At 47.7% G+C, this 13323-nt stretch carries 11 protein-coding genes; 4 read left to right on the top strand and 7 right to left on the bottom strand.

The genetic code is table 11. From position 1 onward, the window contains the following. Nucleotides 1-17: 17 nt before the first annotated feature. The 4 genes from AB1611_11240 to AB1611_11225 all read right to left on the bottom strand — a co-directional run bounded on the left by AB1611_11240 (nt 18) and on the right by AB1611_11225 (nt 5433). Complete coding sequence (locus AB1611_11240; protein MEW6380165.1) at nt 18-2657, bottom strand: PEP/pyruvate-binding domain-containing protein; 2640 nt, start codon at nt 2655-2657, stop codon at nt 18-20. Nucleotides 2658-2748: 91 nt separating this feature from the next. Next, nucleotides 2749-3753: an NAD(P)-dependent oxidoreductase gene (locus AB1611_11235; GenBank protein MEW6380164.1), complete on the bottom strand. Its 1005-nt coding sequence runs from the start codon at nt 3751-3753 to the stop codon at nt 2749-2751. Nucleotides 3754-3794: 41 nt separating this feature from the next. Further along, nucleotides 3795-4445, bottom strand: coding sequence for an isoprenylcysteine carboxylmethyltransferase family protein (locus tag AB1611_11230; GenBank protein ID MEW6380163.1), 651 nt, complete (start codon nt 4443-4445; stop codon nt 3795-3797). A 25-nt stretch (nt 4446-4470) separates the two neighbouring features. Beyond that, nucleotides 4471-5433 (bottom strand): AfsA-related hotdog domain-containing protein, encoded by a 963-nt coding sequence (locus AB1611_11225; protein ID MEW6380162.1) that lies wholly within the window; start codon nt 5431-5433, stop codon nt 4471-4473. 332 nt (nt 5434-5765) lie between these two features. On the opposite strand from AB1611_11225, the gene AB1611_11220 reads away from it, so the two are divergent. From AB1611_11220 to AB1611_11210, 3 genes are all read left to right on the top strand, one after another. Continuing rightward, nucleotides 5766-6185: a DUF488 domain-containing protein gene (locus AB1611_11220; GenBank protein MEW6380161.1), complete on the top strand. Its 420-nt coding sequence runs from the start codon at nt 5766-5768 to the stop codon at nt 6183-6185. A 106-nt stretch (nt 6186-6291) separates the two neighbouring features. Then, nucleotides 6292-7089, top strand: a complete 798-nt coding sequence (locus tag AB1611_11215; GenBank protein ID MEW6380160.1) for a hypothetical protein — start codon at nt 6292-6294, stop codon at nt 7087-7089. 64 nt (nt 7090-7153) lie between these two features. Then, nucleotides 7154-8344, top strand: coding sequence for a transglutaminase-like domain-containing protein (locus AB1611_11210; GenBank protein MEW6380159.1), 1191 nt, complete (start codon nt 7154-7156; stop codon nt 8342-8344). Nucleotides 8345-8369: 25 nt separating this feature from the next. Here the strand turns inward: AB1611_11210 and AB1611_11205 are convergent, their stop codons facing one another. Both AB1611_11205 and AB1611_11200 read right to left on the bottom strand, forming a co-directional pair. Continuing rightward, entirely contained in the window at nt 8370-8756 is a 387-nt protein-coding gene (locus AB1611_11205) for a type II toxin-antitoxin system VapC family toxin (protein ID MEW6380158.1), read from the bottom strand. Continuing rightward, entirely contained in the window at nt 8753-8986 is a 234-nt protein-coding gene (locus tag AB1611_11200) for a toxin-antitoxin (TA) system antitoxin (GenBank protein MEW6380157.1), read from the bottom strand. The genes AB1611_11205 and AB1611_11200 overlap by 4 nt, the downstream gene beginning before the upstream one ends. 626 nt (nt 8987-9612) lie before the next feature. Between AB1611_11200 and AB1611_11195 the strand changes: the two genes are divergently transcribed. After that, nucleotides 9613-11409 (top strand): LamG domain-containing protein, encoded by a 1797-nt coding sequence (locus AB1611_11195; protein ID MEW6380156.1) that lies wholly within the window; start codon nt 9613-9615, stop codon nt 11407-11409. A gap of 207 nt (nt 11410-11616) precedes the next feature. On the opposite strand, the gene AB1611_11190 is transcribed toward AB1611_11195, so the two are convergent. After that, nucleotides 11617-13245 (bottom strand): PQQ-binding-like beta-propeller repeat protein, encoded by a 1629-nt coding sequence (locus AB1611_11190; GenBank protein ID MEW6380155.1) that lies wholly within the window; start codon nt 13243-13245, stop codon nt 11617-11619. Nucleotides 13246-13323 lie beyond the last annotated feature (78 nt).

The raw sequence follows: 13323 nt of genomic DNA, 5'->3' as shown, positions 1-13323 counted from the left end.
CCTCCCCATAGTGTTGGTCAGGTATTACCCAATATTTTCACAATACCGGTCGATCCATCTATTTCGATATAACTTCCCTCGGGAATCCTTTGAGTTGCATGAGGCAGGGCCACGATAGTCGGGATGCCAAATTTCCGGCCGGTGATAGCTGTGTGCGAGAGCATGCTTCCCCGCTCAACTACCATTCCCCTGGCGGAAAGCATGAGGAAAAGCCATCCGGGGTCGGTCTCTCGTGCAATAATGATATCCTCTTTCGTCACCCTGTGACGTAAGTCCGGATCTAAAATAATTCTCGCATAGCCGGAAACTTTTCCCGAACTTGAGCCAAGCCCTCTGAAAACTTTCAGGTCATTTTTCGCCCGCTCTTTTTCCTGCGGGATGCTTAAGGCGACAATATCAGATGTGGTGAACTCCTTTTCAGGCATGCTCTTTTGAAATTCTTCATATTCCTGTTTTCGCATCCGAATTACAGCGGCAAGGTTATAACTGACTCCGGTGCCTTCCAGATAATCGAAAATTTCATTTTTGGTCAGATAGAAAATATCCTTCGCCTCCGCAATGATGCCACGATGATAAAGATCGGAACCGATTGCCTGAAAAATATTCTTGCTGTAACCAAAAAGCTCGCTTCTCATATACCGTCCTTTTTCCCGGTAATATAAGAACCTGCGAAGCCTTTTCAATAAAAACCGCATAAACCATAACCGAAGCGGATATCCGCTGAGAGCTTTTTTCAGCCCCTCCTCGCCCAGCAGTCGGCTGGTGTGCTCTGCCTGCACAAGAGACTGGGCAGTAAGATCGGAATGGACGTATTTTTGGATCATCCGGATTAACTCCCAGGGGATATCCCTCAGATTGGGTTGTTCCAGCTTCAGTTCCTGGAATCCTCTGTCTCCATATTGATACAGATGAAGTTTTACTTCTTTTATAAAATCAGGGTCTATCTTCTGCTCTTCGATATAATTCCAGATATCTCCGGCATCTTTTTCCTGAAATACTTTCAATAAGACGGGGTCGCTTTTGACCATATCGGACAGCCTGACCACGGAGAGCACGATCTCAACCCCCATAAATTGACTGTCTCCGCACAGAAGATTATTCAATAAGGACTGGTCTATCCCCCACTTCTTTGCATATTTCTCAATCATTTTGTGGAAAAATACCATATATTGATAGTTTATCAGGGTGATTCCCCACCAGTTTCCCGCTTCCCGCCATACGTGACGATAATCCGAAGCTAAAGCCAGGGGGTGCTGGGAATGATATTTTGTTCCTCTTCGTGAGAGCATGAGGTTGTCCCACCACTTCTGGAATCTGATAAATTGAGAATCAAGGGTAAGAGAATTCATGACAGCACGAGACCATGCATAAACCCCAAACCCTATCTTTTTTTTCCTGTGATTGGGGCTGTGATTGAAACGGTGGTCTGGACTATGGTAGTAGGAATCCAGCTCTGCAACCAGACGCTCCCAATCCTGCCGGTAATTATCGAACAGGGGAGAGAGCGCCAGCATGTCATAAAAAGAAGAAACAGCATGGTATATCCTGCCGTCAATGAACCCGATAAGAGAATTCAGGGTATCCGCGACCGTATGCAGATCCCGCTCTTTTACCCCGCACCGGCGCAGGTAATCATAGTTGAGAAGCTGGTAGAAGGTGCGTGCGAAAGAATAGGTCAGTGGAGTAGTCAGACCGGGAAAACTTTCGGATACATTGGCGCTGCTCCATAACCGGCAGCGGGTATAATCGATGGCTATCGGCCGTGACTGGATAAAGTAGCATTCCCCCTCTCCGGTGATTGTCCCTTCTATATCCTGCGGAGTTTTAAAGATACTCTCGATGGTTCTTCCCGTTCTTACCAGAGAGGCGATTTCAGCCTCATTCAGACAGGGAACGGCCCGCTTTTCAGGCGGTACGGATTCCTTTTTCAGACCCCAGCCCTGGCGCTCATCGAAAACCAGCCTGTGGGCTTTCTCCCGGATTTCAGCATGTATTTCTCCTGTCCGGGCATTCATAAAATAATGGTCCGCTGCTACGGTTTCCTGTACTATCCCTTCTCCTATTCCGTATCCCGCGACTATGACACTGTCCCGGGAAATATTGTGCGGATTGACGGTAAACAATACAAAAGAGCGCTCTCCAGAAATCATTTTCTGAATCCCTACCGCCAGGCCGAATCCGCTTAACGGAAGATTCTGCTGATGCCTGTAAAGTATGCTCCTGGCAGTATAACCGGAAGCCCAGCATAAGAGTATTTGATGAAAAATCTGCTCCCGTCTGACAAAGAGAAAACTGTCACTCATTCCGGCAAAGGGATTGTCCTGTGAATCTTCGCCCGCTTCAAGCCGGTTGCCTATGCCTGAAGAGCGGACGGAAACCAGAGTGTCAGGTGAAAAATGCTGATCGAAGCAGGAGAGAATTTCCCTCTTCTGAGCTTGCGTAAATTCACCAGCGGCAATGAGCCGCTTAATGTCCTCTGCGGCATCCTGAATGCTCTTGAATTGAGAAAAATCGATCATCTGCAATCTCTTATGGATTAAGCCGGAAAGATTTTTCATTGCTTCTTCATAAAAACTCCGGGTCAAACAAAAAAAGGGCGGCACGGGGATCTTGTTTTTCCACAAGATGTGCAAATTGAAAAACTTCCACCCCACCATTCGTGGATCCATTTTTTCCTGTATGGAGACAATCTTTTTGGATGGAATTTTTCGTCGCATGACAGTCCTGTACCTCGAGGAAGCTTCCCCCCTATGGCTGTGGCCGGCTCTGGTAAGCCTTGAGCGCCTTTGACAGTACAGCCAGCGGGTCTCTTGTTATTATTTCAGATTTCTCCTTTCCGATTTCGGCAGAGAGTGCACTCACATTGAAAAAATGAGACTGCCCAATAAGCTCCAACCGGGTGGCCAGGGCGGCCGAGCTCCGGAAAGGAAGCAGGCGCAGGAGCTGCGGAATAATCGGCCGGAAGGGAATCCTTGTTCGCGGGAGAGGAAGGCTTAGGGTCTGGCAAATCGCGGTTATAATCTCATGGAAGTGGAGAGGCTGCTCGTAGCCCGCATGGAATGGGGCGCAGAGGGGGGAGCGGCTGTTTGCCCTGGCCAGGATTCGCCGGGCCAGGATGAGAATAATCCGCGCATAGTCATCGACGTCGATTACCGAGAAGGCCTGAAGCCCGGAGCCAACCACTATTCCGGCCTTTACTAGCCTAATCAGGCCGGGCAGAGTATACCTGTCCTCATTACCAAGGATGAATCGCGGCCGCAGAAGAAAAGCGCTTCGGCCCCGACCGGCCATAGCGCTCATGATTGCTGCCTCGGCTGCTGCACGGGATCTGGCCAGCTCTGTCTTCGGGCACAGGGGGGTGTTCTCCCTGATATCTTCCTGCGGTCCTTGCCCGTATACGGACGTGGAGCTTGAATAAATCAGTCCCAGGGTAGATGGGGAAAGCGCTGCCAGAAGCCGCTTGGTGCCATAAACGTTGATGAAATAAAAATTTTCCGGCTCAGAATCGATCTGTCTGGTCGCCAGGTGAATGACTACATGCGGCTCTTCCGGGAAGAGAGATTGAGGAATATCATGAGGCAGGCTCCCTGCAATAACCGTGGCAGAAGGAAGCGGAAAAGGTTCTTTCCCTGTTCGGACAAGCACCCTGGTTTGAACATCCCCTTGAGGGAGAGCAGCAATCTGCCTGAGGAGAGCTGAGCCGATAAAGCCTGTCCCCCCAAGCACCACCAGGCGGAGCTGATCAGATTGCATTTTTTACCTCATCCTTCACTGTCTTCCTGTTCCCCTCATAATTACCAGCAAAATGGTATCAGCCTCTTTTTCCTCTCAAAAGCTTCCCGGTAGCCCCGGATGGCAAAAAGAGCCTTTTCTTCAATGTAAATGCGCACCACGATGGCGGGAAGAAGAAAACCAAGTAACAGGGCCAGGCTTACCCAGTTGAAAAAGAAAATGACCAGGCCGATATGGCTGAGCAGCATGCCCGAATAGGCAGGATGTCTGAGCATCCGATAGGGGCCTGTGGTAATAAGCTTTTGGTCTTCCGGTAACCTGACCCGGTGTGAATAGCTGCGCCCGAGGACCCGAATCGCCCAAAGCCTGATACTGACACCACCCAGGAAAATCCCGATTCCAACCGGAATCCATAAGCCATCCCCGCTCCGCCAGCCTGGAATGGCCAGGGCGGAGATCACTACCGATGCTCTTCCCAGAGCATACACCTCGCACGTTCCGTGATCATGGTGAGTCTTTTCTCGACCTGTTTCGCCGATGGCTACGACTGATTCGAGCAGAAGCCAGATGAGATAAAGGCCAACCAGAAGCAAACCGGAGAACCGCCTGCTTCCGTCCCATCGCGGGAAATTGCTCAGAGTAAGGGCAATAATGGCCAGAGCGAAGGTTATGCCAAAAATACAAGGGATTTTTCCCTGCATTGAAACAGGCACTATCTGTTCGACCTCGCAACTCTCGTTATTTTTTCTTCTTCCATCTTTGTATCTTGTATATTTCCTTATGAACGGCCAATGATTTTATCGATCCTTCCCCCAAAGGTTCATCCCCGGCATATAAGATGACTTCAATTGTGCCCATGACCACCCCTCCAAAGCCGAAGGCTGGCTGACGGCGGGAGTTGAGTCTCAGGGTTTCATGGCGAAATACCGGTCGGCGGAGGGAAAACCGAAAAGATAGGAGGATAAAGGAAGCGTCAAGGGAGATCCCTCCGTAAGTATGGGCTGTCAGCAAAGAGAACTGCCGAATGGTTTCAAGGAGATAGAGCATGGAATAACATGAGCGCTCTTTGCCGGAAAGAATATGACCTTCGGGCGGCTTCAGAAGATCACACGTACACCCCTCCTCCGGCTCCTTTCTCAAATTTGCTATGACCACATTTTCAGGCCTCAGCTTATGCACAAATTTTCCCTCTGGCCGAAGCTCCTGCCGAGGCTGCCCCGGTGGTTCCAATGATCCCGGAGAAGATACCCCTCCTGGAGCAGGCTTTGATGCTGTCAAACCACCTTCCAGGTCAATCCGGCAGGCCGTTTTTTTCTTCTGGAATATCCGGCCTTCAAAGGCAAGGGAATAAGAGGATGAGGATGCATTTTCCTTCGGGATAAGCTCGATCTGTATCGGCACATCCTGTTCACACCAGCGCTGAAAGGAGATATCGACTTTTTTGATATATATCTCCTGATCCCCGGAAGGATTCACCCGGTCATAGGCGGTTTGAGCAAAGAGCTGAAACACGCCTTCGAGGAGCAGTATCCCCGGCACATGGTCGAGCGGATGATCGAAGAAATACGGATGGTCTTTCGGGACCAGCAAAGGAGCGCAGGCAATGCCCCTGGAGCGGTCATAGCTCACCGGACCAATAACGGTATTATCCGATCTCTCATTCGGTGAAGAATTCTTCCACAACGGTGCGGTTTTTCCCAAAAAATTGCTCCCCCCTAGCGAGTGATCCTGCTGATTCCCGGATAGGTGTTTTATGATTCACTGGGTGTGAATAGCAAATTATTTTTTCGGCACAAGCAAAAAATTTTAATGACTTTCCGTCATCCTGACATCCAGAATCATAGACGATCATACATCATCTTGATCAGAAAGGCTGCCTCGCCGTCAGAAAGGCTGCACCGAACATGAGCTATCATGACTGAACCTTCTTTGAAACAGCCGCCTGTTCTGTTCACCATTGGACATTCAACCCGCACCCCCTGGAGGATTTCATCGAAATACTCAAAGCCCGTGGTATTACCCTGATCATTGATGTGAGAACCGTCCCCCGATCACGCCGCAATCTCCAAGTCAATCGGGAGTCGCTCTCTCTCAGTCTGGAAGAAGCCGGCATCCGCTACCGGCATGCTCCTGGTCTTGGCGGTTTGCGGCATCCCCGTGAGGATTCTCCAAATACGGCCTGGCATAATGCTTCATTCAGAGGATTTGCCGATTACATGCAGACGGAAAAATTTGAAGAATCTCTACAGGCAATGATTCAGCAGGCCCAGGGAGAAAAGGCTGCCCTTATGTGCGCCGAAGCTGTGCCCTGGCGATGCCACCGTTCATTGATCGCCGATGCCATGACCGTAAGGGGGATAATGGTCGAGCATATCATGAGCCGAGCTCACCGAAAATCCCGCACCCTTACGGAACGGGCCAGAGTGGATGGCATAAAAATCAAGTATCCATAAATATTAAGCAATGGCATACATTACAACTAAATTTAATTATTGACATATTTATTGATTCTGTGCTATAGTATTTGTGATTATCTGCCATGAGAAAATGAGGATATGCATGAAACTGCCAACCCGACCCAACAAACAATCCTACTGGCAAAGCCAATCAATTTTCTCTTTGCTTTTCATGGTCCTGCTCATAGGTGCCGGTTGCGGTCATCACCATCATCCGGTCGTCAGAGAGAGAGGTAATCCGGAAGCTCAGAAGAAAGCGCAGGTCGAAAAGAAAACCCAGCCGGAAATTCCGGAGACAAATCAGGCGAAGATTCAGATGAAACCAGAGTTCAATATCCAGGGGAAAAGTGAGAGGGGGGAGAAAAAACTTCCATCGGCAACTTTGCCTGCCCGGCCAGATTGGATTGGCCGGCAAACAGCCGTAACAGACGGATGTCTCATTTTTTTCGGGGCGTCCTCAGATTGTCCCACCAGGGAATTGTCCCGCGCTCAAGCCCTGAAAGATGCCCAATTCAAGGCCGTGGACTATATCATCAGCCTGGCCAGATTAAAGTTTGAACGCCTGTCCGTCTCGAACAATCCGGCCAGCAGATTCATTGACCCCGACAGCATCGCCCACAACTACCGGGAATTCCTCTCGGCTGATATGGCTATGAGAGCCAAAGAGAGCGAGGTCTACGAGGAGGAGCAGAGCACACCTGCCGGGATTGTCCACCGAAGTTACATTCTGGTTAGAATGCCCCTGACTGTGGTTAAAAAGACTTTGAAGGATTTCACCAATTACTGTGCGGTCAAGGCCCGCAAGGCAGCAAAGGACGCACCTGATAAAGTGACTCAAAAGCAGGCCCGGAAAGAGGCAGAATTCTGGAAAACGCTAGATCCGGATATCTTTGCCCAATAAATCAGGCAAACAGGCAGCATTCTCTTATTGACTCTCCAGAGCAGAGAAGCTATACTACCCGCGTATGAAAAAATTTGCTCGAAGAGTACCTCCACAGCTCCTTCTGGTTGTGCTGACAGTGATAACTCTGGCCATCGGATTTACGCCGGTAACGGCATGGGGTGAGTTTATTATCCGTGAGATGGAAAACCCTCCTTTCTCCTCCAACGAGCTTTTCCCTGCATACGAAAACTTTCACCATCCGCGTATCCGGGAGCTGCGCCGGCGCTATGACCTGGATAAGGTTGTTGCCGGAGAAACCGATGAATTCCGGCGCATCATGTTACTTCGCAACTGGATTCACTCCACGATAGCCATCGACGATTACGATTCCACGCCCACCCGGATGGAAGCATTTGCCATTCTCGATGCCGCCAGAGCAGGCGGTAAGTTTAACTGTGCACATTTCAGCATTGTCCAGCATGCGGTATTGAACAGCTTTGGCTACCCGACCCGGTGCCTTGGGACTGGCCCGGGAATACGGCAGGAGGGGCTTGACGGCCACCATGCTGTTAATGAAGTATGGGTAAATAGCCTGAGCAAGTGGGTGCTGGTCGATGCCAAGTACGACCTCCACTTCGAAAAAGAAGGTATTCCTCTGTCTGCGCTTGAAATACGCGATGAGGTCTGGGATAACGAAGGAATATATATTGTTCCCGCTTTCGGGCTTGAGCGAAAGCCTGCGGTTCCGCAGATCAATGAGCGGGACTGGGGCATCTGGGCTACGCCGCTTACCTACCGCTGGTGCAGTTGGGAGACCAGCACCAACCAATTCACCTCATTTCCAGCCGCACCAAGTTCCACCCTGATCATGTTCGAGGATGATATTTTCCGCAGGTATACCTGGTACCGGGATGGAAGACCCCACTGGGCTTACGATACCCCCTATCTCATCACAACCACTCAGCGCGACTGGATCTACTGGACCCCCAATGTCATATCATCTACAGTCAAGGTTCAGAATGGTCAGGCTCACATTTTTCTGCTTTCTTTCACGCCAAATTTCAAAAGCTTCCAAATTAAAACTGCCGATGAAGGCTGGCAAGACTGTGAGGAAAGTCTGAAATTGCCCCTTGATAAAAAGCTCAATCAGTTTACCTTTCGCACGATGAATCTGTTTGAAGTCACCGGCCCTGAACACCGGATCGAAATTGACTGGCAGGCAAAGGAGCGCAATTCCTCGAAATCTGATATATCAGGGTCTCATCAGAGTTAAAGCTATATAACAGATATCCGCTTTTTTACCAAAGCAGGTTTACCTCATATTTGCCGAATATCTCATCTTTACTTACAAGATAGGCGCTCTCCACATTTGCTTGTGCAATCAACATGCGGTCAAAGGGATCATTGTGGTGCGAAGGTAAATTGTGTAACTCTAAAACATGTTCTAAACCAATAGGTAAAATCTGCATGTTATTTGTTTGCTGTTGACTTTCAATCAGTTCTTGTAACGGGAGTTGTAGTTTCAATTTACCCAATTGCAGTTTAATCTGCATCTCCCATACACTTGCAACACTCAACACCAAACTATTTTTAATATCCTCACATAGAGTAAGTACCTTTGGTGAAAGTCTGTCTGGTTCACTCGACCACCATATGAAGATGTGTGTATCTAATAACAGCTTCATACTGTTCCCACCCAAAACTGGTCTGGTAAGGGTTCGTCAAAATCATCACTTACCCAAATCTTTCCTTTATTCAATCCAGCAATGCGTGTTTGAGGATGTGGTAAAATGGGAACTATTTTCGCCACCAGCTTATCACCTTCGGCAATAATTATTTCATTACCTGCTGTAACCAGTGACAATATCTTGGATAACTGCGTTTGTACTTCATCGATATTTACTGTCTTGGTCATTACTATTCACTTTCCTTCTTAATGTTGGCTTATTTTTTTGTAACTACTCAGGGGCAAAGGCACAAAGGGGCAAAAACAGAAAGACACAGGGACAAAGGCGGAAAGAGGCGAAGAAGATACAATGAATGCAGAGCGATGTAATCGGAAAGCTGAGCAGCAAACAGGTAAAGTAAATTTGTGCATCTGCGCCTTTGCCCCTTTGACCCTGAGGAGTTACATTTTTTTAAGCATTGACTAAAGTAAGTATACCATGATTACCCATACTAAGTTAAGTAGTTAAGTAGTCAGTAACCAGTTTCGTGAGGGTGACGAGGAAAGTGTCATCGCGGGGGTGACGATTGGTTACAAAAAGCCACCACACTAAAGACCAAAATTAATATATTATCGAATTAATTTATATTTTACTTAATATTAATATTTTATTTTTATAATTATTATTTTATACTTGACAATCATATATTAAAAGTATTAAATTTTTATAGGCATTATTTCTAATACCAATGATTAACAGTTTATGGAAATCGTGATAAATAAACTGGTTTTAAAGTGGAATGGTAATATTAAATTAATAATTATTAATCGATCTAGTTTGTTAAATATTAATTTTAACGTTAAAGGAGGAGATCATGAGAAAAGCATTAATTCTCAGTGTAGTTTTAGGGCTAGTACTAATAGTTGGAATATCAACATCCTTCGCTCATTTGAATGATGGACTTGTTGCCCATTATGCATTTAACGGCAATGCCAATGATGAAAGTGGCAATGGAAATCATGGAACGGTATATGGAGCCGCCTTGAGTGAAGATAGATTCGGGATTGCAAATAGTGCATATGGTTTTGACGGAGTGGATGATTATATTGAAGTCCTTGATCATAGCAGCTTAGACATTGAAAAAGACATTTCGATTACAGGCTGGATTAAGGTGAGTGCAGTTACCTCTGAGTGGCTTGGCATTCTCAATAAGGCCGATCATGATGGCAATGATACATTTGAAATCTGTATAAACAGTGGTAAATATTTACATTTTCCCCTCAACTTCCAGTTCAGCGGCAGGATTGCATACAATAGCGATTCCGGCATATTCGAAGAAGGAGAGTGGCATTTTTTTGCAGTTATATACGATGGTCCTCATGTTAATATTTACATTGATGGAACTTTAAATCAATCATACACCTCTACCAATGAGACACTGCGCTCAAATGATCAAAATCTGATCATTGGCGCTGAAAAGGAATTCTATAACGGTCCACATCATTTCAACGGTGTCATAGATGATATCCGTATTTATAACCGCGCACTTTCCGAATCTGAAGTAATAGTGCTCTACAATCCGCCTCCTACACCCGCTCCTCATCTCATTGGACATTGGGATTTCGAAGAAGGCAGCGGAGGCACGGCTTTAGATCATTCTGGAAACCTTTTGCATGGAACCATATTCAACGCATCTTATGCTGCCGGGAAAGTAGGAGATTATGCACTCGATTTTAACGGTTCGGATAGTTACGTGGAAGTTGGCTACAGCCCTCTTCTCAATCCAGATTCCATTGCCATATCTCTCTGGTTTAAACCTCGCGATACGCAGCAATATTGTGCTGATCTCCTCGACAAGGGGCATGGCTGGGGAACTAATCCCTATTACAGCGGGTATGTACTACAATACGACATCCCTTATGGCTACAGGATTGAGGCTCTTTATGGAAACGGCGCAGGTTTCCCTGGCCTTATGTCAGAACCTGGTTTCAATGATAATCAGTGGCACCATATGGTAGCCAATTTGGGTGCTGCTGGAATGGCCGTGTACATAGATGGTGTTTTGGTTGATGAAGCGCCTGGCCAGGGTGCTATTGCAGGTAATGACTCCCCCCTGTTTTTCGGACGGCACAGATATCTCGGCCGCTTTTTTAATGGCCTTATTGACGATATCCGTATCTATGACGGCCCTCTTTCTCAATCTGAAGTTACAGCGCTCTTCGAGTCTCCTACACTCATCCAATTAGACCAATTTAACGCAATTTCTCGAAGCAACCAAATCATTATCACCTGGAGTACATCCAGCGAGATTGATAATGCGGGCTTTAATCTCTGGCGAAGTGAATCGGAAAATGGAAATTATATGAAGGTCAATCCCGGCCCAATAGAAGCTGTGGGTGGCGCTACCTTAAGCGCAGAGTACTCTTATATTGATGATTCAGCCAAGCCCGGCGTTACTTATTATTATAAGCTGGAGGATATGGATACCAAGGGTATCAGCACCTTTCATGGCCCTGTTTGGGCTGTTCTTCCGCCAAGCAGACCTAGCAGCGAGGGTAGCTACCCTTACTGGTGGTTTGGAATGGATTCAAAAGAATTGTGGTTACCTCTTCCTATTATCCAATATCCCACCTACAGGTATTATCGTTATCCTTTCTGGTGGCTGTATTAAAAGGTAATTCGGGAATAGTTATTAGAGCCGAAAAGTGGGTGCTGCACCTAGTACTGATGCAATCTCCCAGGACTTTTCGGCTCTACGGGCGATAAGGGACACATGGAAAGCTCCAGATAATAAAATGCAAATTATGGGCATCCTTCAGGTGCACCCAAAAGTAGTTTACACTGCCTAAAAAAAGGGACCCAAGGTCCCTCAGAGAGCTTAAGGCCCTTCCGGCACCAGAACCGTGACTCCACCTATCGGCCTGGGAAAATCGATCTCAGCACCCATCATCCTTTGAGCGATGTAATAAGCGCTTGAGGTGGCAATAGAGGCATGGGAGCAAAAAACTGTCCCGCTTTTATCCAGGGTTAAGATACCTTCATTGGTATCAGGCAGCTCTATAATTGAGCTTATCTTGGCCCGCTGCACCCCGGCAATGCCGGGTGGTGACACAACCACCAGCAAAGACTGCAGTGGGAGAAAAAGGGGGATGTTGCCTCTCTCCCGCGAGATTTCATATCCTGCGCTCAAGGTAAGGTATAAGTGATTTTTACTGCTGGAAACGACGCTATTGCAGTTTACTGTAGGTTTAACCTTCCGGGAAGAAAATTTCTCAATCCAGGGGGAAGGGGAATCCGACAGCTTTTTGGCAGCAGCATCGGTGAAGTCCAGCTCCCAGGCAATTGTGCCTGAATCCCCGGAATCTTTGATTGCGTGAAGAGCACTTCCGCTTACGCAGTAGATCGTTCCATCCGGTCCGATGGTTGGTGAGGCAGGCATAGTGCCGACATGCAGTTTCCATACCCTTTCTCCATTTTTATCAAAAGCATGTAACACTCCTGCTCCATCAAGAGCATAGATATGCCTTCCATCGGCTGAAATAGCCGGGCTTGACCCGCTTCCCGCATTTATTTTTGATTGAAAAACCAGCCGAAGCTCGCCGGGTTTGTTATTCTTGCCGGGGACAAAATCAATACCATAAAATCTTCCCTGGATAACACTTCCCCGATCGGCAGACTTCACTGAACCAAGAATATAAATCCGGCCATTGGCCGGATTCACGACCGGAGTATTGGTGATCTTGAATCGATATCCCATAAGCCCGTTGAAGGCTTCACTCACCGTTATCGGGCCATTCTCATTTACCATCCCTTTCCATAAGCCCGGAGGAGCAGGAATCCGGTAGAACTCTCCCGGGGGCGGGCCGGGAAGGTCCAGGGGAGGAGCAGCCATGCGGCCATCCCGGGGGTCGAGTGCATAAACCTGGCCATCAACGTTTATCCCGATAATATGGCCGTCCAGAGAAAAAACGGTTGAGGCGAACGGTCCGTCAATGGAGCATTTCCACTTGAGGGATCCATCCGAGTGGAAGCTGAAAAATTCATCCAAATCCGCAAGATAGAGATCACCATCCCGATCTATCAAGGGAGAGCTGCCAAATGCCCCCCCATCCGGCAGATAGCTTCGCCACAGCTCGTTTCCTTCCCAGTCGAAGGCATGCAGGTTGCCATATTCCTCTTCCCTTCCGGTAGTGAAATAAATATGTCCTTCCGGCCCGATGACTGGCGGGGTGATGACTGCCGAATACTCACCTTCGAGAGCATGCCACTTTGGTTTCAGCTTACTGCTGGTCGTAAAGGGGAGATAATTCGAGTTCCTGGAATCACGGTGTATGGTTGGCCAGGATGTCTGAGCATACTGGAACGGGAGATCCCACCAGACTGAACCCTGATCGGGCTTAATATCGAGCTCAGACAGCAGCCAGTTGGCATCTCGAGCAAACCCGGAACCAGAAAGCCATATGACCATGATTGGAATAATCAGGAATAAAACTATTCTCTTTCGCATACTATGCCTCCCTTTTCTCTTACGATGCACGAGCTAAAGTTGATTGTAAGGTTGACTGTTGTAAATAATTCGGTTAAA

This window comes from bacterium, from assembly GCA_040755755.1.
Taxonomy (GTDB): domain Bacteria; phylum SZUA-182; class SZUA-182; order DTGQ01; family DTGQ01; genus DTGQ01.
This window is presented reverse-complemented; position numbering and strand designations above follow the sequence as displayed.

Coding starts and splice junctions, on each gene's coding strand:
- AB1611_11215 (MEW6380160.1), top strand. CDS start 6,292: ATGAAACTGCCAACCCGACCCAACAAACAATCCTACTGGCAAAGCCAA.
- AB1611_11190 (MEW6380155.1), bottom strand. CDS start 13,245: ATGCGAAAGAGAATAGTTTTATTCCTGATTATTCCAATCATGGTCATA.
- AB1611_11240 (MEW6380165.1), bottom strand. CDS start 2,657: ATGGTGGGGTGGAAGTTTTTCAATTTGCACATCTTGTGGAAAAACAAG.
- AB1611_11210 (MEW6380159.1), top strand. CDS start 7,154: ATGAAAAAATTTGCTCGAAGAGTACCTCCACAGCTCCTTCTGGTTGTG.
- AB1611_11200 (MEW6380157.1), bottom strand. CDS start 8,986: ATGACCAAGACAGTAAATATCGATGAAGTACAAACGCAGTTATCCAAG.
- AB1611_11235 (MEW6380164.1), bottom strand. CDS start 3,753: ATGCAATCTGATCAGCTCCGCCTGGTGGTGCTTGGGGGGACAGGCTTT.
- AB1611_11205 (MEW6380158.1), bottom strand. CDS start 8,756: ATGAAGCTGTTATTAGATACACACATCTTCATATGGTGGTCGAGTGAA.
- AB1611_11195 (MEW6380156.1), top strand. CDS start 9,613: ATGAGAAAAGCATTAATTCTCAGTGTAGTTTTAGGGCTAGTACTAATA.